Origin of the sequence: Winslowiella toletana, from assembly GCF_017875465.1 — a bacterium.
GTDB classification, from domain to species: Bacteria; Pseudomonadota; Gammaproteobacteria; order Enterobacterales; family Enterobacteriaceae; genus Erwinia; species Erwinia toletana.
Map to the genome: position 1 here is coordinate 4,382,315 of NZ_JAGGMQ010000001.1, position 16,991 is coordinate 4,399,305.

Here is a 16,991-nt window from a genome sequence, read left to right on the forward strand (position 1 = left end):
GTCAACCTTCAGGATGAGCTGATGGCTGTCTGATAAAATCGATAAATGCCCGCAGTGGCGACGGGATCAGGCGGCGATCCGGGTAGTAGAGATATGGCCCGGAAAACTGCGGCCACCAGCGGGTTAAGATTGCTTCCAGCTCGCCACTGTCAATGGCCGGGCGCAGCCACTCTTCAAACAGATAGATCACGCCGCCACCGGCGATGGCGGTTGCCAGCGCCAGATCCATCGCGCCGCCAATACTGACCAGCAACGGTCCGCTGGTCTGAACGCGAACCGTTTCACCCGCATGCTCGAATTCCCACTCCGGCACCACGCCGCTGGCGTAACGTCCGCGAATACAGCGATGTTGCATCAGATCACGCGGATGCTCAGGGCGGCCATGCAGGTCCAGATAGGCCGGTGCGGCGGCAACGGCAAAGCGTTGCTGACGCGGACCAATCGGTAGCGCGATGACATCCTGTTCCAGACACTCATCGTAGCGGATACCCGCATCACAACCCTCGCGGAACACATCCTGCACATTACTCTCCGCCACCACTTCCAGCTTAATATCCGGGTAACGCTGGAGAAAGGCAGGAACGATGGCCGGTAAAACCAGCCGTGCCGCGCTGACCGGGACATTCAGCCGCAGCGTGCCGCCTGGCGTCGCGCGATAGCGATTGATATCATCCAGCGCCGCATCTATTTCGTTCATTGCTGGCAGCAGCCGCTCCATTAAGGTTCTGCCAGCTTCGGTCAGCACCACCGTGCGGGTCGTGCGGTGAAACAGGCGTATGCCTAACTGCTGCTCGGCACGCCGCACTGCGTCGCTGAGCCGCGAAGGGTTACTGCCGGTGGCGCGCGCCGCCTGACGAAAACCACCGGCTTTTGCCACCGCCACCACGGCGTGCAGCAGAGCGATATCGAGTTTCATTGTCCGCCACCTCGTACAGTTTGTCCTGATTTAGCCAGATAATTGCACAGCGATCGGACTGATACAATCAATGCTCACTGACTCAGGAGGTATTGAATGTCTCAGCCCACACTCACCTACCCACTTGGCGATTACCAGCCTGGCCGTATCGGCTACGGTGCGATGCAACTGGCCGGCCCCGGTGTCTTTGGGCCACCCGCCGACGAAGCGCGCGCCATCCGGGTATTGCGCGATGCGATTGACGCAGGCGTTCGTCATATTGATACCAGCGACTTTTATGGTCCGCATATTACTAATCAGCTGATAAAAAAGGCGCTTTATCCTTACCCGGATGATTTGTGTATTGTCACTAAAATCGGCGCGCGGCGTGACCAGCAGGGGAGCTGGCTGCCAGCGTCTGACGCCGGAGATCTGACGCGGGCGGTGGAGGATAATCTGCGTAATCTGGGGCTGGATACGCTGGCGGTGGTGAATCTGCGCAGTATGCTGAATACCCATCAGCCAGCTGAAGGTTCACTGGAAGCGCCGCTGGAGGCGCTGGTGCAGCTGCAGCAGCGTGGTCTGATTCGTCATATTGGCCTCAGCAATGTGACGGCAAAACAGATTACCGATGCGCAAAAGATGACGCCTGTTGCCTGCGTACAGAATCTCTATAACCTGGCGAACCGGCAGGACGAAGCGCTTATCGATCAGCTGGATGCGCAGGGTATTGCCTGGGTGCCGTTTTTCCCACTTGGCGGTTTCTCACCTTTGCAGTCCGCTGAACTTAGTGAGGTCGCACAATCGCTGGGGGCGACGCCGATGCAGGTGGCGCTGGCATGGTTGTTACAACGTGCGCCGAATATTATGCTGATCCCCGGCACTTCATCCCCGCAACATTTGCAGGAAAACCTGGCCAGTGCACAGCTGCTGCTGCCGGCGGAAGCGCTGGAGAAACTCAACAGTATCGGCCAGCGCTAGTTAGCGGCGCAGGGCAGGGATGCTTCCGCAGCAGTGATTTTGGACTATTATGCAATTATATTGATCAGTATTTGTTATTTACTATCACGTAATGCAACGAAATAGTGTAATAATTATTGCAAAATCAAATCAGACTTTTATCATGACGATAATCATTATCAATGGATGGATAAGATTACTTTATGATTTATCAGCCTGAACGCGCGGCAACGGATATGACCGCACTGTGCTCTCTTACTGTCTTATTGCCTGCAACCCGCCGCTGGCGGGTTCCTGATGCACAACCTGCAGCCTGGCTTCTCTGCTTCCTGATCCCGCTGACTAACGCGACTGAGCGCCGTTTCACGCTGCGCTATGGGCGTCAGTCAGATTCGCAATATCTCTCCAACCCGCCGTATCTGGCTATCCGGGAGTTAACGCAATGACTCAGCCTTACGATTTTATCGGCATCGGCATCGGCCCGTTTAATCTCAGTATCGCGGCATTAAGCCAGCAAATTTCTGACTTCTCCTGCCTGTTTCTTGAACAAAAGCCGCAGTTCTCGTGGCATCCGGGGATAAGAGTGCCGGACTGCCAGATGCAGACCAGTTTTCTGAAAGATCTGGTAAGCGCCGTTGCACCGACCAGTCCCTACAGCTTTATCAGCTATCTGGTGGATCGTAAGAAATTCTACCGTTTTCTGCACACCGAACAGCGCAGCGTCAGTCGTGAAGAGTTTGCTGATTACCTGCGCTGGGCCGCTGAGCGTCTCGACTGTCTGATGTTCGGTCAGCAGGTAAAGCACATCACTTTTGACCATCACCAGCGCTTGTTCACCATTCTCACCCAGAATCGCCGCTATCAGGCGCGCCATGTCTGCCTCGGGATTGGCAAACAGACGCGTCTGCCTGCCTGTGTCAAGGAGCGCAGCGACAACTGCTTTCATGCCAGTGAGATGGTGTTGCGCAATCCGGATCTGCGCGGCAAGCGGGTGGTGGTGGTGGGCGGCAGCCAGAGCGCCGCCGACCTGTTTCTCAATATCTTGCGCGCAGAGTGGGGGCAGCCCCGGCAGCTGAACTGGATCTCGCGGCGCAATAACTACTATGCGCTGGATGAAGCGGCGTTCGCCAACGAGTACTTCACACCTGAATACGTAACCAGCTTTGCCACGTTAAATGACGAGGTTAAACGTCAGATGCAGGATCAGCAGAAAATGACGGCGGACGGCATCAGCAGTGAATCGCTGCTGACCATTTACCGCTCGTTGTATTACCGCTTTGATGTGCTGGGCGAAACGCCGTGGGTCACTCTGCAACCGAGCCGCTCTGTTACCCGCATCATCACCCTTGGACAAGGGTATCGCCTTACCACGCGCCACCATCTTGATTATGGCAAAGAGCAGCTGGAGTGTGATGTGGTGATTTTCGCTACCGGCTATCAGGCGATGAAACCGGCATTTCTTAATCCGCTGGCGGAGTGTTTGCAGACCGATGAAAACGGCGACTATCGCATTGATACTGATTTTACCCTCGACTGGCAGGGACCTGATAATAACTGCCTGTTTGCCGTCAACGGCGGAATGCACAATTCAGGCATTGCAGAGCCGCAGCTGAGTCTGATGGCATGGCGATCCGCGCGCATTCTTAACCGCGCCTGCCCGCATCATCAGTTTGAACTCAGCCTCTCCCCCGGTGTGATTCAGTGGCGTACTCCGATGGCGACTGCGGTCCCCCCGGTCAGGAAGGCATCAATGATTTCAGGGCCGTAATGATACAGCCCTGAGTCTCTTTTGCTGCTGCTTGTCAGCGGTGCCAGCGGACCTGATTACCCGGCCGCCAGAATCGCCAGCCTGAGATAACCGCGCTGTTCCAGCTCGGCGGCAGCGCGCGCGGCGCGTAGTCCGCTGGCGCAAACCAGCACAATGCGTTGATCGGCAGGAGGCTGCCACTCCGCTATCTGCTGAGGAAGCAGCCTGATGGCATGCTCAGCAACACTCACCGGCGCTTCTTCAGGGCTGCGCAGCTCAACAACACAATCTTCGGCGGTTAACCGCTGCGTATCAATAAAGGGGATCTGCGGGCCGACCGGCTCCGGCGCGTCGTCGAAACGGAACTGACTGAAATGCCAGCGGGCAAAATCGCAATTCACCATACACCCCAGCGGCGAAGGGGAAAGATTAAGCAGTACACTTAACGCCATCTGCGCCTGAATCGCTCCCAGTGTGGCGACTGCGGGTCCCATTACCCCAGCGGTATTACAGTTTGCCGCTGTGGCGGGCAGGCTGGGGAAAATGGCGCGATAACTCGGGGCGCTGGCGCAAAATCCGCCGACATAGCCGCGCCGGCCAAGTACCGAAGCGCTGATCAGCGGGATAGCGCGTGGCTGGCAGCCATCGGATAGCGGGTAAGTCACCGCAAAGTTATCCGCCGCGTCGATCACCAAATCGATATCTGTCAGTGCTTCCGCCAGGTTATGCAGCGAGAGCCGCTGTTGCACCGCATCAATCTGACAGTCAGGATTCAGCTGCTGTAATGCACGGCTGGCGCAAAACACTTTCGGCAACTGGATATCGTTCATGTCATACAGGGTCTGGCGATGCAGGTTATGCACCTCAACCCGATCGGCATCATAGATACGCAGATAGCCAACCCCCGCACCCGCCAGCAGTGGCAGTAAACTGCTGGCCAGGCCACCGGCGCCGACCACCAGCACCCGCGCTTGCGCCAGCCGTTGCTGCCCCTGCGAACCCATTTCCGGCAGCATGGTTTGTCGTTGATAGCGCGTCATTGCCCGAACTCCGCAAGGCCGAAAACTGGCGTGGAGGCCACCGCCATATCGCGTTTTTCCATCAGACCAGCCTGCCATGCCTGCTGACCGGCGCGGATGGCATGCTGAAACGCGGAGGCCATTTGAACCGGATCGCGCGCTTTGGCGACGGCGGTATTTAACAAAATACCGTCAAAGCCCATCTCCATGGCCTGCGCCGCCTGACTGGGCGCGCCAATACCGGCATCGATAATCAGCGGAATATGGTTAAACCAGGCGCGCATGGTGCGCAAACCTTCGATATTGCGCAGCCCCTGGCCGGAGCCAATCGGCGCTCCCCATGGCATCAGCAGCTGACAACCCGCTTCCAGTAATTTTTCACCAATTACCAGATCTTCGGTGGTGTAAGGGAAGACCTGGAAACCGTCATCAGAGAGAATGCGCGCCGCTTCAACCAGCGCAAAAGGGTCGGGTTGCAGGGTATCGGCATGTCCAATGACCTCAAGTTTGATCCAGCGGGTATTAAACAGTTCTCGCGCCATATGGGCGGTGGTCACCGCCTCTTTCACCGTGTGGCAGCCAGCGGTATTGGGTAATATGCGCGCATTCAGCTGTTGCAACAGTTCGCGGAAAGCCCCGCCTGCGGCGCCCTCACGCCGTAAGCTGACGGTGATAATCTCCGTGCCCGAAGCAGCAATCGCCTGCTGTAAAATATCTGGCGACGGGTAACCGGCGGTGCCTAATAAAAAAGGTGAGGCTGGCAGGAAATCATAAAATTGCATATTAACCCCCTTGCATCGGTGACAGCACTTCGACCTTACAGCCTTCTGCAATCTGGCTGCTGTCGTAACGGCCGCGCGGAACAAAATCGCCGTTTACGGCACAGGCCACGCAGCTGATATCCATCTGCTGGTCACGCAGTAACTCGGCCAGAGTGGTGGCCCCGGTAACAATCGCCTGACCATTCAGTTCAATTTTCATCACAGTGTCTCCTGCGCCAGTTGGTGCATCAGTTTTTCCGCCATCACCGGTGCCAGTAAAAAGCCGTGGCGGTACATGCCATTAAGATAAAACACGCCATTCTGATAGCGGATTTCCGGCAGGTTATGGCGATAGGCCGGACGTAAACCGCTGCCGGTTTCAATGACCCGCGCTTCGGCGAACGCGGGATCGATGGCATAAGCCGCACTAAGCAGTTCCATCATCGCTCGCGCACTGACCGGGCTGCTGTCATCGCTCTCCACCATGGTTGCGCCCAGCATAAATCGCCCTGCAGCACGCGGAACCAGATAGCAGGGAAAACGCGGATGCAGTAGCCTGATGGGGCGCGACAACTGAATATCGTTACTGTGTAAAATCATCATCTCACCGCGTACGGCGCGCAGATCTGGCAGCGTATCGGCGGCATGAATACCCCGGCAATCGATCACTCTGCCGGAAGGTTTACCGCTATGGAAACTGACGCCCGCCTGCAACAGTTTTTGTCGCAACTGTTGCAGAGCCTGGCGCGGATCAAGGTGGGCTTCGTCGGCAAACCAGAGTCCACGGGCAAAACGCCCGGCCAGACGTGGTTCAATATCACCGGGTGTCACCCACTGGTGGGCGCGGGTCATACTGGCAAAGCGAGTCAGCTCCATGCTGTCGCGCGGCGGCGCCAGCACCAGCGTTCCCTGCCGCTCGACGCCGCTAACGCGCGCCTGCCACCAGTCAGCAGATTGCTGGCCCTCATTCACCACTTGCTCTGGCGCGCTTTCGCCTTCGCACCAGGGCGCCAGCATACCGCCCGCCCAGTGTGATGCAGGGCAATGTTGATCAGAGGTGATGACTTCCAGCGACTCCCCGCGTTCGGCTAACAGTGTCGCGACACAAAGCCCGCTGACGCCGCTGCCGATGACTGACCACTGGCTCATGGCAGAGCCTTAGCCGGTTGACGCAGCAGCAGGAAAAAATTATGCATATTGGCCTCGCAAAAAAAATTTCGCGACCCGTGACAGTGAGAAGGGAGAGTATCGGTGGCGTAACGCCTGCGCGATCAGTGGCGCTGGCAAAGGGATGGCAAACGCTCCGTCTTCCTACGCCAGTATCAACTGGGTCAGGTTCGAAGGGTCGCTACACCGCGATAAATCGCTATTAGCCTCTCAGTCTCTCTGGCGAGACTCCCCTGACAGTTTCAGTTTTAGGGTATTTGACGCCTTATCGTCAAGCTCTGCGACATTTTATTGTGCAGACTTCCGCTTACTTCACATGAACGGCAGGCAGATGGCTGATTTGATTTCGCGCAAAAAATAATCTGTTAACTCTTGAAAATGGCAGCGATGGCTATAGATAATATCCGGGCATAAAAGGCCGTTCGCCCTATGAGCTTTTGAATAAATCACTATTCAGGAGGTTATAATTATGTCAATCCACAACTTTTCCGTTTTCCCTGCTGTCGCCGACGCCCTCTTTTCTGACCGTTTCAACCGGATTGACCGGCTGTTCAGCCAGCTGACCGGCGACACCCCGATGGCGGTGACGCCAGCCTATGATATCCGCCGCGTGGATAACGACCGTTACGCACTGACCGTCAGCGTGCCCGGCTGGAAAGAGAGTGAACTGGAGATTGAAATATCCGGCGGTCAGCTGGTTATTTCCGGTAAACGCGAGGAAAAAAGCGATGCAACTGATGAAGCAAGTGGCTGGATCCATCGCGGTATCAGCCGTTCCGATTTCCGCCTGAGTTATGCGGTGCCGGAACATGTGAAAGTCACCGCTGCGAAGCTGGCTGAGGGTATTCTCTCCGTGGAGCTGTATCAGGAAGTCCCTGACAGTGATAAGCCACGTAAAATCCCGATTGAACATGTCACGCAGGCAATTGAGCATCAAAGCTAACTGAATCGCATTACGGCAAACAGAAGGGCGCCTGCGGGCGCCCTTCTTGAGATGATCTGTCAGACCAAAGCAGGGTGCGGGCGATATCATGATGAGTCGCCCGCCAGCGGGTTTATCTGACAGTAAAACTGTAGTTGCCTTTGGTTTTATGACCATCGGTGGAGAGGACATGCCAGGCTACCTTGTACTGGCCTGACGGCAGCTGAGCGTCAAGCGGAATATGCAACACGGTGTTATCACTGCTGTCGACAGCGGCTTTACCGCTGGCAATCGCTTTGCCACTGCTGCTGAGCACTTTTACTCCACTGAACGCCGGTTCGATGCCTTCGGTAAATTTCAGCGTTAATTCTGCGGGTGATTCACTCACTTCTGCCTTATCCGCCGGTGTAGCGGTAGCCAGATGCGCATGCGCCAGTGCGGATTGTGATGCCAGCATGGCGCTAACTATTGCTGTAGCGGCGATAAGCTGTTTGATTCGATTTAACATGGTGATGATTCCTTGCATATAATGACGAAAGCTTCGCGTTGATTTATTTCGCATGCAGTTAATCCTGTGCCGGGCACATATTAAAAAACGGCATGACTTGTATCCGTAAATTAAACAGATAATAAAATAATAAGGTTATTTAAACCTGAGGAGAAAAGGCGGGTGGGGCGCGCGGCTGCGCAACGCCGGGAAAAAGAGAGAGGGGATAAAAGGTTATTTTATGCCATGGCGGTGGCGGTGAGATCAGCAATATCAGCCAGATTAAGGCAACGAATACCCACAACAAAAGCGGGAAATGCACCAGTAGCTGGCAGTAGCCACAGGCAAAATAATCGGCCAGGCTGTTATCACTGCTGACCACAGGCGTAGTATCAGCGGTGCTGCCGTGATGTGCGGACGGCGGCGTGGTGAGCATCGGGGTATGATCCATGGTCATCCCTCCCATTGCCATGTCGGGCATACGTCGATATTCCAGAGTCTTTGAAATCTCCGGGGCGATAAACAGCAGCAGAATGGCCAGGATGGCAATCAGTGCTGGTATCCGACGTTGCGACAGGCGAAACAGGGTAACCAAATTCGGTAATCCAGGATAACAATAAACAGATGGCAGCCAGTCTAACGGCTTTTAATAGCGATGTTAAAAGTTTATTTATATTAGTGGGCGCTTTTTCACGTTATTTAGCACATTAAGGCGCAACAGATAACGCGTCATCATGATATTCCACGGCTAATTAACATTGCATTTACATTGCAGTGCGTTTCATTAAACAGCGGGAAATAACCGTTTATTCCCCGGTGATTATGCTAAAGCAGACAGCCGGTGAAAACTTAATGGGCCAGCTGCGTGGTGTAATTGGTTGCCACCCAGCGGTAGCCGCTGGCCTCTTTTTTCACCTGTCCCAGCCCGGGGAATGCAATATGGGCCGCCGCCACCCAGTAACCCTGTTGCGCTGCCTGCGCCAGGACTTTTTTGCGGGTCTCTACTGCCTGCTTCTGATTAACATCAAAATGAATTGCGACATGCGGATCGGGCATCTGCACCGCTTTTGCATGAATGATATCGCCCCATAGCACCAGCACCTGACCGTCACTCTCGACCCGATACAGCACGCTGCCTGGTGTATGGCCAGCGGCCGGAATGGCCTTGATCCCGGCCAGCAGCGTGGCAGGCGCGTTAAACGTGGCTAAGCGGCCGGCACTGAGCACCGGCCCCAGAGTCTGTTCCGACTCGGCAAAAGTATGTTTCTGGCTGGCCTCGACTTTGCTGATATTGGCGCGATTTAACCAGAAATCCCGGTCCTTTTGCTCCACATACACCCGTGCATTGGGGAATGCCAGTTTTCCGCTACGCGAAACGCCGCCAGAATGGTCGGCATGGATATGTGTCAGCAGCACCGCATTGATGGTTTCCGCCGGGTAGCCTGCGGCCGCCAGATTCCCCAGCAAATGGCCGCCGTTATGACCAAACAGATCGCCAGCGCCTGCATCAACCAGAATACGCTGCTGTCCGTTATCGATCACAAAAGCATTGATTGAGGTTTCCGCCTGCGGCGTCATGGCATCGTCGGCCATACGCTGACGTAATTTTTCTGCGGATATATGCGTCAGCAGCTGCTCCAGTGGCACGGTCACCGTGCCGTCAGAGACAGCGGTGATACGCAGCTTGCCCAGCATCATACGGTAATATCCCGGAGCCTGTTTATCAGGTGGCGTCTGCGCTTCTGCAGCCATGGCTGCGCCGGAAATCATCAGCGTGGTGACTAAAGTCATCAGTAATTTCATCATATCCTCACTAACTGTTGTTATTGCTGGGGAGTCGCCAGTATCCTGATGCAATTCACATCATTCAAATTGATTAAAATAATGAGCAATATCAGGGAAAATGATTTTAGTCGTATTGATCTCAATCTTCTGACGGTGTTGCTGGTGTTGCACCGCGAAGGCAGCGTATCGCGCGCGGCAGAAAAATTGCACCTTGGTCAGCCCGCAGTCAGTGGCGCACTGGCGCGTTTGCGCGAAATGTTTCATGACCCGTTGTTTGTGCGCACCGCCAGAGGAATGACGCCGACGCCACGCGCGGAATCGCTGGTGGCATCGTTGTTACCGATGATGGAGCAGATGCAACAGCTACTTTTCCAGGCGCCATCATTTTCTCCGGTGCAGGATCGTCACTTATTTCGTCTTGGCATGAGTGACTGGCTGGAGAGCTGGCTGATGCCGGATTTACTGGCGCGTATTGCCAGGGCCGCGCCGGGGGTAAATTTGCAGGTCAGCGCTACCGATCCCTTTAAGGATGTCGATCAGGTGCAGGAGGATAAGGTCGATGTGGCGATTTCGGTGGGCGAGAGTGGCGCTGCGGGCCTGATCAGAGAGAGTGTTACGCAGATGCGTTTCTGCACGCTCTGGCATCCCGGTCAGCTCAGGTTAAGCACGCCGATAAGCATCGATCAGTTTGTCGCCCATGATCATCTGCTGGTTTCTTACCGGGGCTCCAGCCAGAGTATGCTGGATGAGCAGCTGGCGTTGCAGGGGCGCGAACGCCGAGTTCGTTATGTCACACCTCATTTCTCCTCGCTGCCATTAATACTGTCGCAGGTTCCGGCGCTGGCGACGGTGCCACAAGGGGTAGCGGCAGGATGGATTAACCATTACGGGCTAAACAGCACTGAGACGCCGGTAACGCTTACGGCATTTAATCTGTCGCTGCTATGGCATAAACGCCGCGATAACGATCCGGCGCTGCAATGGCTGCTGGTACAGTTGCGCGCGGTAATGGGAGGATAAAGTAAAAAATTTCAGGTATTAATGAGATCATTTATTCAGCCAAAAAGCGAAGCATCCTCTTTTCTCGCCTCGGCCGGATTTAAGAGGTACTGTCATCACGCTTTTATGTCAGTTTTTTGCTGTAAACTCAACAAATCACTGGTATTGACAAAGTAAAATTAGTATTCAATATTATGTCTTATAAATTAAGGTTTTCTAACCAATTTCAGTCTTGTATCAGTTAAGAATCACAGCATGGCAGTCTTTTGCCCGTGTATGCTAATGACGTACCCGCATTTTTCATAGCAGGTTTGGCACTTTTCATTTTGGCACTGATGGAGTATGCGGAGCAGTTAATGGCGAAGAATTATTGATTAACACTCTGATTTTATTGTAATAACCATATTGGCGAAAAATCATTTTTTACAATTGATTTTAGCTTTGAAAATAATATAAAAAATATTTAATGGTGAATTATGGATATCTTAGATGAGTTGAATTCGCTTTCCAGCAAAATAAAGCAACAAGCTGCTATTATTCAAACCGAAGAAGCGACGAAAAGCGCATTTGTTATGCCATTTATTAATAAGATTTTAGGGTATGATGTTTTTGATCCCACTGAAGTTATCCCTGAATTTATTTGTGATGTTGGGACGAAGAAAGGAGAGAAAATTGACTACGCTATTTTAAAAAATGGCGAAATACAAATTCTTATTGAGTGCAAAAAGATTGGAGAAGCGCTAAATATAAATCACGCCTCGCAACTTTTTAGATACTTCCATGTGACTAGTGCACGCATATCGATTCTTACTAATGGTCAGGTATATAGATTTTACACGGATCTTGATGCTCCAAATAAAATGGATGAGAAACCTTTTCTTGAATTAGACCTTCTTGATATTGATGAGCATGTAGTTCCAGAACTGGTCAAGTTAACTAAGAGTGCTTTTGATGTTGAGTCGATCGTCAATGCTGCTGGTGAACTTAAATATGTCAGTCAAATAAAGAAAGTAATTTCCTCTCAGTTCAGTAACCCTGAAGATGATTTTGTTAAATTTTTTGCTTCAAGAGTTTATGACGGTATTATCACGCAGAAAGTGAGAGAGCTTTTTCTGACGCTGACGAGGAAAGCGGCCAATCAATGGTTAAATGATCAAGTTAATGAAAGACTTAAATCTGCAATTAGTGGAACGGTTCAGCCTGTACTGATCAGTGAAAGTACAGAGGTTGTTAAAGCTGAAAAGAGCGAAGCGGATGATGATGGTGTATTTACCACAGAGCAAGAAATTGAAGGGTATCATATCGTTAAGTCAATAATTAGAAAAGAAATCAACCCGGAAAGAATTTCTCATCGTGATACCAAAAGCTATTTTGGTATTTTAATTGATGACAATAACAGAAAACCTATTTGTCGACTACATTTCAATCGCAGCCAAATGTATATTGGGGTTTTTGATCCTCAAAAAGTTGAAACTCGACATCCAATCGCGTCACTTAACGATATCTATGATTTCAGTGAAATATTGAAAACTACAGCAACCAGCTATTCTTAAAAATAAAAAGGCCAGAAGAAACCCCTTCGGCCTTTATCAATTTATTTTAGGGCCAGCATTGTGCTGTATGAAGTATACGTAAAATAATTATTTTTTTAGATGGATTCGATAAACCATAATATAATGCGGATGAACAACGATTTCTCTTGTGCCGCTAACTCTGCCTGCTTATGAATTTCGGGGTACTGGCAGGCTAAATCAGCGGCAGCTTCGAAACGGTCATCCAGTTCGGCAGCCGCGCCGGGGTTATCTTTGGCGATATAGTCCATTATTGCGCTTCTGTCTGCGACAGATTGCGCGCTCCATTTTAATCTCATTGGCCTCACCGTTTACGAAGCAGGGCTTTGCGCTCCGAGAAATGTTGTTTTACTTCACCATCTGCGAGTGCAGGACGCGGATCGTCTAGTGCTTCCTGCACTTTGGCGCGAAACCAGAGATCATAAGTTTCAGCATCCGTGGTGAAGCCGGGGGGTAATCCACCTTCACAAGCTACACGAGTGAGAAGAATACGTACGGCATCAGAAACGGTAAGTCCTAATCGTTCCAATACTGCCGTGGCTTTTTCTTTCACCTCGGTGTCGATGCGTGTCTGAACCAGACTATTAGCGGCCATAAGTCACCTGTAGAGTTGAATGCAACTTAGTTAATGTAATTCAATTGAATGACAAAATCCAGATATCAGACTAGCTTGCAGCCAACTTCTTTGTTCACTGCTTAGCCAGATTACCTAATGCCTCACCATAAAGACGAAAATGGAACATACCGTCGAGGATCTCGCCTCCCAGCGAGGTATAGAACTGCTTTGAACCCTGATTATTTTTCTCTGACATCCAGTCGAGCGTCAGACAGTCGCGTTCTGTCGCCATTCTGGCGATAAATTGCATCAGTTTTCGCCCGATGCCTTTTCCGCGATGAGTTTCAGCAATAAACAGCTCTTTAATAAACATCTGCCCTGAGTATCTGGGTGAAGGATAAAGAATGCTTACGCAGGCAAAGCCAATCACCGTTGGGCCTTGCTGCACGCGGATAACGGTAACGCCAGATGCCGAGGCGAAGACGCGAGAAGAGAGGTATGTCGCCATTTTCTCTTCGGCGATAATCCCTTTGCCGTAGTAATGCTCCTCCATGGCGGTGAAAATGCCGACCATTTTATCCCAGTCATCTTTTTCACAAATGGTGACGGATATATTCATGCTGCCCATGCTCCCTGTTTTATTAAGCCGAATCACGTTCAACCATCGTAAAGCCGATATCAATAATCGGTGCCGCGATCTCCAGACCGGCAATGCGGTCCGCCAGCAGCGTCGCCGCTGTCCGCCCTATTGCCGCACGATCAATATGCACAGTGGTGATTGCCGGTTGATTCCACGCTGCAAACGCCAGATCGCCAAAGCCGCTGACCGCCAGCTGTTGCGGAACGCTAAGCTGACGCGCCTGCGTTTCCATTATCGCCCCCTGCGCGAGGGTGTCGGAACTGCAGACAATCACATCGCAGCCTGTTTGGTTATCCAGCAAGGCTGCCAGCGCCTCGCGTCCCAGCTGTAGCGAGGCGGGCAGCGGCACGCTTATCTCCGCGCTGATGGTGATCCCGTGCTGATAAAAAGATTCAATCACCCCCTGTTTACGCAGCCTGCCACGACGATCGTCGGTCCAGATCAGCGCCGGGCGGGAGTAGCCTTTTTGCGCCAGAAAGTTACCAAGGCAGTGACCGGCCTTCTCATGAGAAAAACCGACCAGCATATCCAGCGGCGTCGGCGTCATATCCCAGATCTCTACCACCGGTACCGCCGCCTGCATAATCACGCGCTTCAGCGCCTGGGTATGGTGAATCCCGGTTAACACAATGCCATCCGGACGGCGTGCAAGGATAGTGGCGACACTATCGGCTTCGGTAGTTTCGCTGTATCCGGTGACACACAGCAGCAGGGTATAACCACGTTGCGCTAACGCGTCATTCAGTGCCTGAATGGTATCGACAAACATCGGGTTGTTAATTTGCGGCACCACCAGCGCGATCAGCCGGCTTTTACTGCTGGCCAGTCCGCCAGCCAGCGCATTAGGGATATAACCGGTAGCGGTCACCGCCGCCAGCACTTTTGTCACCGTGGCGGGACGGACCCGCTGCGGCGTATTAAGCGCCCGACTGACGGTCATTGCAGAGAGACCTGCTGCACGTGCGACATCATCGAGAGTCGGCGCACGAGCACTGCTTTGACGCAAATGTTTACCCATTTTTATATGTCTTTTTAAGGTGAGTTTTATGGCGGATGGCTAATGTTATCGCAAACATTATGGGCAAATACCTGAAGAAACCGAAACTGTGATCGCCTGCCGCTTTATGCCTGTCAGAACGCGATAAATGTGATCGTTGACGGATTTTTAAGCGATGCTTATAGCTGCAGAAATTATATTAACTCAATAATGTTAGCGCAAACATTAACCGCAGGAGAACCGCAATGCTTAGCGCTAATTCAGATGCCGTAACTTATGCCAAAACCACGGGTGCGCGCACCGCTGCTGACAGCGGCGATCGTATCGCATGGGTGCAGGTCTCGCTGGCTTTTCTGCCGCTGGCGCAGCCGGTCAGTGATGCCAAGGTGCTGACCGGGCGGCAGAAGCCGTTAACCGAAGTCGCCATTATCTTTGCCGAAATTTGTACCCGTGATGGTTTTGAGGGAGTGGGATTCAGCTACTCGAAACGTGCCGGTGGGCAGGGTATCTATGCCCATGCGTGCGAGCTGGCGGATAATCTGCTGGGTGAAGATCCGAATGATATTGATAAAATTTACACTAAGCTGCTGTGGGCGGGCGCTTCAACAGGACGAAGCGGTATGGCGGTACAGGCGATCTCGCCGTTTGATATTGCGCTATGGGATATGAAAGCGCGCCGCGCCGGTCTGCCGCTGGCCAAACTATTTGGTGCCCATCGCGACGCGGTACAGTGTTACAACACCTCCGGTGGTTTCCTGCATACGCCGCTGGATCAGGTACTGAAAAATGTGGTGATTTCGCGCGAAAGCGGTATCGGCGGCATTAAACTTAAAGTCGGTCAGCCCAATACCGCAGAAGATCTGCGTCGCCTGACGGCAGTGCGTCAGGCGCTGGGTGATGATTTCCCGCTGATGGTGGATGCCAATCAGCAGTGGGACCGTGAAACCGCTATCCGCATGGGACGCAAAATGGAGCAGTTCAATCTGGTATGGATTGAGGAGCCGCTGGATGCTTATGATGTCGAAGGTCATGCCGCACTGACGGCGGCATTAGATACCCCCATCGCCACCGGAGAGATGCTGACCAGCTTCCGCGAGCATGAGCAGTTGATCCTCGGCAATGCCAGTGATTTTGTGCAACCCGATGCGCCACGCGTTGGCGGCATTACGCCGTTCCTGAAAATTATGGATCTGGCGGCGCGCCATGGTCGTAAGCTGGCGCCGCACTTTGCGATGGAAGTGCATATCCATCTCGCTGCCGCCTATCCGATTGAACCCTGGCTGGAGCATTTCGAATGGCTGAATCCGCTATTCAATGAGCAGCTGGAGTTACGCGATGGCCGCATGTGGATTTCAGACCGCCATGGCCTCGGCTTTACCCTGAGCGAGCAGGCGCGCAAATGGACCACGCTGAAGGCGGAATTTGGTCAGCGTCCTTAAGCCAGCCCGCCATTGGCGCGGATCACCTGTCCGTTAATCCAGCCGCTTTGTTCACTGGCGAGAAAGGCGACCACCGCAGCGATATCGTCGGGCTGACCGAGACGTTGCAGTGGCGCCATATTGGCCATGGTCTGCACCTGCTCTTCACTTTTGCCATTGAGAAACAGGTCGGTGGCGACCGGGCCGGGGGCGACGGCATTAACGGTGATCGCGCGGCCACGCAGCTCTTTAGCGAACACATGGGTAAAGGCTTCAACCGCGGCTTTGGTGCCGTTATAGATTGCATAACCCGGCATATTCAGCGCCAGCGTGGTGCTGGAGAGGTTAATAATGCGGCCGCCAGCGCTCAGACGCTTACCGGCTTCGCGCAGGGTATTAAAGGTTCCCTGCACGTTAATTGCAAAGGTACGGGCAAAGAGTTCATCGGAGTGCTCAACCAGTGGCAGCGTCTGCAGGATCCCGGCGTTGTTGACCAGCACATCAATCCGTCCAAACGCCTGCTGCGTGGCGTCAAACAGTGCGCTGACCTGATCGGCCTGCGCGATATCACCTTTGACCGCCAGCGCATCGACGCCGAGGCCTTTCAGCTCTGCCACTACCGCTTCGGCTTCAGCCGTACTGCTGGCATAGTTGACTACCACGTTAAAACCACCGGTCGCCAGACGCCGGGCGATTTCTGCGCCAATACCGCGTGATGCGCCAGTAACGATAGCGACCCGGTTATTTGCTGTTGTCATGATATTTGCCCCTTCGTTTTTCAGTTGGTGTAGATACAGCATGATTGATTGTGCGCAAAAGATAATCAGTGCTTTTTGCGTAACATTGTTCCATTCAGGATGACAATCCAGCGTGCGGCAAAAAGATTTGAAACTGCGAAAACTGCATGTTAGGATTCGCGCCATTGTTAAAGGCACACTGCAACTGTGGTGTTGTACAACAGTAAGCGGCAGTGATTTGCAAGACCGGCTACCAAAGCATGGCGACAATCGCGACAGCCGTTAAAAGAATAAATCAAAGCAATATGTAGTAATGTCGTAACCGCCGCA

At 52.9% G+C, this 16,991-nt stretch carries 20 protein-coding genes and 1 riboswitch; of the genes, 7 read left to right on the forward strand and 13 right to left on the reverse strand.

Annotated features, from left to right (window positions below; all coding sequences use genetic code 11):
- Position 1: 1 nt before the first annotated feature.
- On the reverse strand, positions 2-916 hold the full coding sequence (locus tag J2125_RS20555) for a LysR family transcriptional regulator (protein ID WP_017801769.1): 915 nt from the start codon (positions 914-916) through the stop codon (positions 2-4).
- Positions 917-1,012: 96 nt separating this feature from the next.
- Between J2125_RS20555 and J2125_RS20560 the strand changes: the two genes are divergently transcribed.
- The 3 genes from J2125_RS20560 to J2125_RS20570 all read left to right on the forward strand — a co-directional run bounded on the left by J2125_RS20560 (position 1,013) and on the right by J2125_RS20570 (position 3,623).
- A complete protein-coding gene (locus J2125_RS20560; protein WP_017801770.1) occupies positions 1,013-1,876 on the forward strand; it encodes an oxidoreductase in 864 nt (287 codons plus the stop codon).
- 182 nt (positions 1,877-2,058) lie between these two features.
- A complete protein-coding gene (locus J2125_RS20565) occupies positions 2,059-2,301 on the forward strand; it encodes a hypothetical protein (RefSeq protein WP_017801771.1) in 243 nt (80 codons plus the stop codon).
- Positions 2,298-3,623, forward strand: coding sequence for a lysine N(6)-hydroxylase/L-ornithine N(5)-oxygenase family protein (locus J2125_RS20570; RefSeq protein WP_017801772.1), 1,326 nt, complete (start codon positions 2,298-2,300; stop codon positions 3,621-3,623). The genes J2125_RS20565 and J2125_RS20570 overlap by 4 nt, the downstream gene beginning before the upstream one ends.
- A 56-nt stretch (positions 3,624-3,679) precedes the next feature.
- Here the strand turns inward: J2125_RS20570 and J2125_RS20575 are convergent, their stop codons facing one another.
- The 4 genes from J2125_RS20575 to J2125_RS20590 are packed head-to-tail and all read right to left on the reverse strand — an operon-like array spanning position 3,680 to position 6,531.
- On the reverse strand, positions 3,680-4,642 hold the full coding sequence (locus J2125_RS20575; protein ID WP_017801773.1) for a ThiF family adenylyltransferase: 963 nt from the start codon (positions 4,640-4,642) through the stop codon (positions 3,680-3,682).
- Positions 4,639-5,403: a thiazole synthase gene (locus tag J2125_RS20580; RefSeq protein ID WP_017801774.1), complete on the reverse strand. Its 765-nt coding sequence runs from the start codon at positions 5,401-5,403 to the stop codon at positions 4,639-4,641. The genes J2125_RS20575 and J2125_RS20580 overlap by 4 nt, the downstream gene beginning before the upstream one ends.
- Before the next feature lies 1 nt (position 5,404).
- Entirely contained in the window at positions 5,405-5,602 is a 198-nt protein-coding gene (gene thiS / locus J2125_RS20585; RefSeq protein ID WP_017801775.1) for a sulfur carrier protein ThiS, read from the reverse strand.
- Positions 5,602-6,531: an FAD-dependent oxidoreductase gene (locus tag J2125_RS20590; protein ID WP_017801776.1), complete on the reverse strand. Its 930-nt coding sequence runs from the start codon at positions 6,529-6,531 to the stop codon at positions 5,602-5,604. The genes thiS and J2125_RS20590 overlap by 1 nt, the downstream gene beginning before the upstream one ends.
- Before the next feature lie 142 nt (positions 6,532-6,673).
- A riboswitch (TPP riboswitch) is annotated at positions 6,674-6,794 on the reverse strand.
- 224 nt (positions 6,795-7,018) lie between these two features.
- Here J2125_RS20590 and J2125_RS20595 point away from each other — a divergent pair.
- Complete coding sequence (locus J2125_RS20595) at positions 7,019-7,492, forward strand: Hsp20 family protein (protein ID WP_017801777.1); 474 nt, start codon at positions 7,019-7,021, stop codon at positions 7,490-7,492.
- Between the two features lie 112 nt (positions 7,493-7,604).
- On the opposite strand, the gene copC is transcribed toward J2125_RS20595, so the two are convergent.
- The 3 genes from copC to J2125_RS20610 form a co-directional block, all read right to left on the reverse strand.
- Positions 7,605-7,979, reverse strand: coding sequence for a copper homeostasis periplasmic binding protein CopC (copC, locus tag J2125_RS20600; protein WP_026111786.1), 375 nt, complete (start codon positions 7,977-7,979; stop codon positions 7,605-7,607).
- Positions 7,980-8,118: 139 nt separating this feature from the next.
- Positions 8,119-8,553 (reverse strand): DUF2946 domain-containing protein, encoded by a 435-nt coding sequence (locus J2125_RS20605; protein WP_017801779.1) that lies wholly within the window; start codon positions 8,551-8,553, stop codon positions 8,119-8,121.
- 254 nt (positions 8,554-8,807) lie between these two features.
- Positions 8,808-9,761, reverse strand: a complete 954-nt coding sequence (locus J2125_RS20610) for an MBL fold metallo-hydrolase (RefSeq protein WP_026111788.1) — start codon at positions 9,759-9,761, stop codon at positions 8,808-8,810.
- An 81-nt stretch (positions 9,762-9,842) separates the two neighbouring features.
- Between J2125_RS20610 and J2125_RS20615 the strand changes: the two genes are divergently transcribed.
- Both J2125_RS20615 and J2125_RS20620 read left to right on the forward strand, forming a co-directional pair.
- Positions 9,843-10,763 (forward strand): LysR family transcriptional regulator, encoded by a 921-nt coding sequence (locus J2125_RS20615; protein WP_017801781.1) that lies wholly within the window; start codon positions 9,843-9,845, stop codon positions 10,761-10,763.
- Between the two features lie 455 nt (positions 10,764-11,218).
- Positions 11,219-12,295: a type I restriction endonuclease gene (locus J2125_RS20620; RefSeq protein WP_017801782.1), complete on the forward strand. Its 1,077-nt coding sequence runs from the start codon at positions 11,219-11,221 to the stop codon at positions 12,293-12,295.
- Between the two features lie 95 nt (positions 12,296-12,390).
- Here J2125_RS20620 and J2125_RS25045 read toward each other — a convergent pair whose 3' ends face one another.
- The 4 genes from J2125_RS25045 to J2125_RS20640 form a co-directional block, all read right to left on the reverse strand.
- Complete coding sequence (locus J2125_RS25045; protein ID WP_040462409.1) at positions 12,391-12,612, reverse strand: type II toxin-antitoxin system RelE/ParE family toxin; 222 nt, start codon at positions 12,610-12,612, stop codon at positions 12,391-12,393.
- A 5-nt stretch (positions 12,613-12,617) separates the two neighbouring features.
- Positions 12,618-12,908: a type II toxin-antitoxin system RelB/DinJ family antitoxin gene (locus J2125_RS20630; protein ID WP_017801784.1), complete on the reverse strand. Its 291-nt coding sequence runs from the start codon at positions 12,906-12,908 to the stop codon at positions 12,618-12,620.
- A gap of 94 nt (positions 12,909-13,002) precedes the next feature.
- Positions 13,003-13,488, reverse strand: a complete 486-nt coding sequence (locus J2125_RS20635; protein WP_100229641.1) for a GNAT family N-acetyltransferase — start codon at positions 13,486-13,488, stop codon at positions 13,003-13,005.
- A gap of 22 nt (positions 13,489-13,510) precedes the next feature.
- Positions 13,511-14,527, reverse strand: a complete 1,017-nt coding sequence (locus tag J2125_RS20640; RefSeq protein ID WP_071590514.1) for a LacI family DNA-binding transcriptional regulator — start codon at positions 14,525-14,527, stop codon at positions 13,511-13,513.
- Between the two features lie 224 nt (positions 14,528-14,751).
- Between J2125_RS20640 and J2125_RS20645 the strand changes: the two genes are divergently transcribed.
- Entirely contained in the window at positions 14,752-15,945 is a 1,194-nt protein-coding gene (locus J2125_RS20645; protein ID WP_017801787.1) for an L-talarate/galactarate dehydratase, read from the forward strand.
- Here J2125_RS20645 and J2125_RS20650 read toward each other — a convergent pair.
- Positions 15,942-16,682 (reverse strand): SDR family oxidoreductase, encoded by a 741-nt coding sequence (locus J2125_RS20650; RefSeq protein WP_017801788.1) that lies wholly within the window; start codon positions 16,680-16,682, stop codon positions 15,942-15,944. The two genes, J2125_RS20645 and J2125_RS20650, sit on opposite strands and share 4 nt — an antisense overlap.
- Positions 16,683-16,991: the final 309 nt, after the last annotated feature.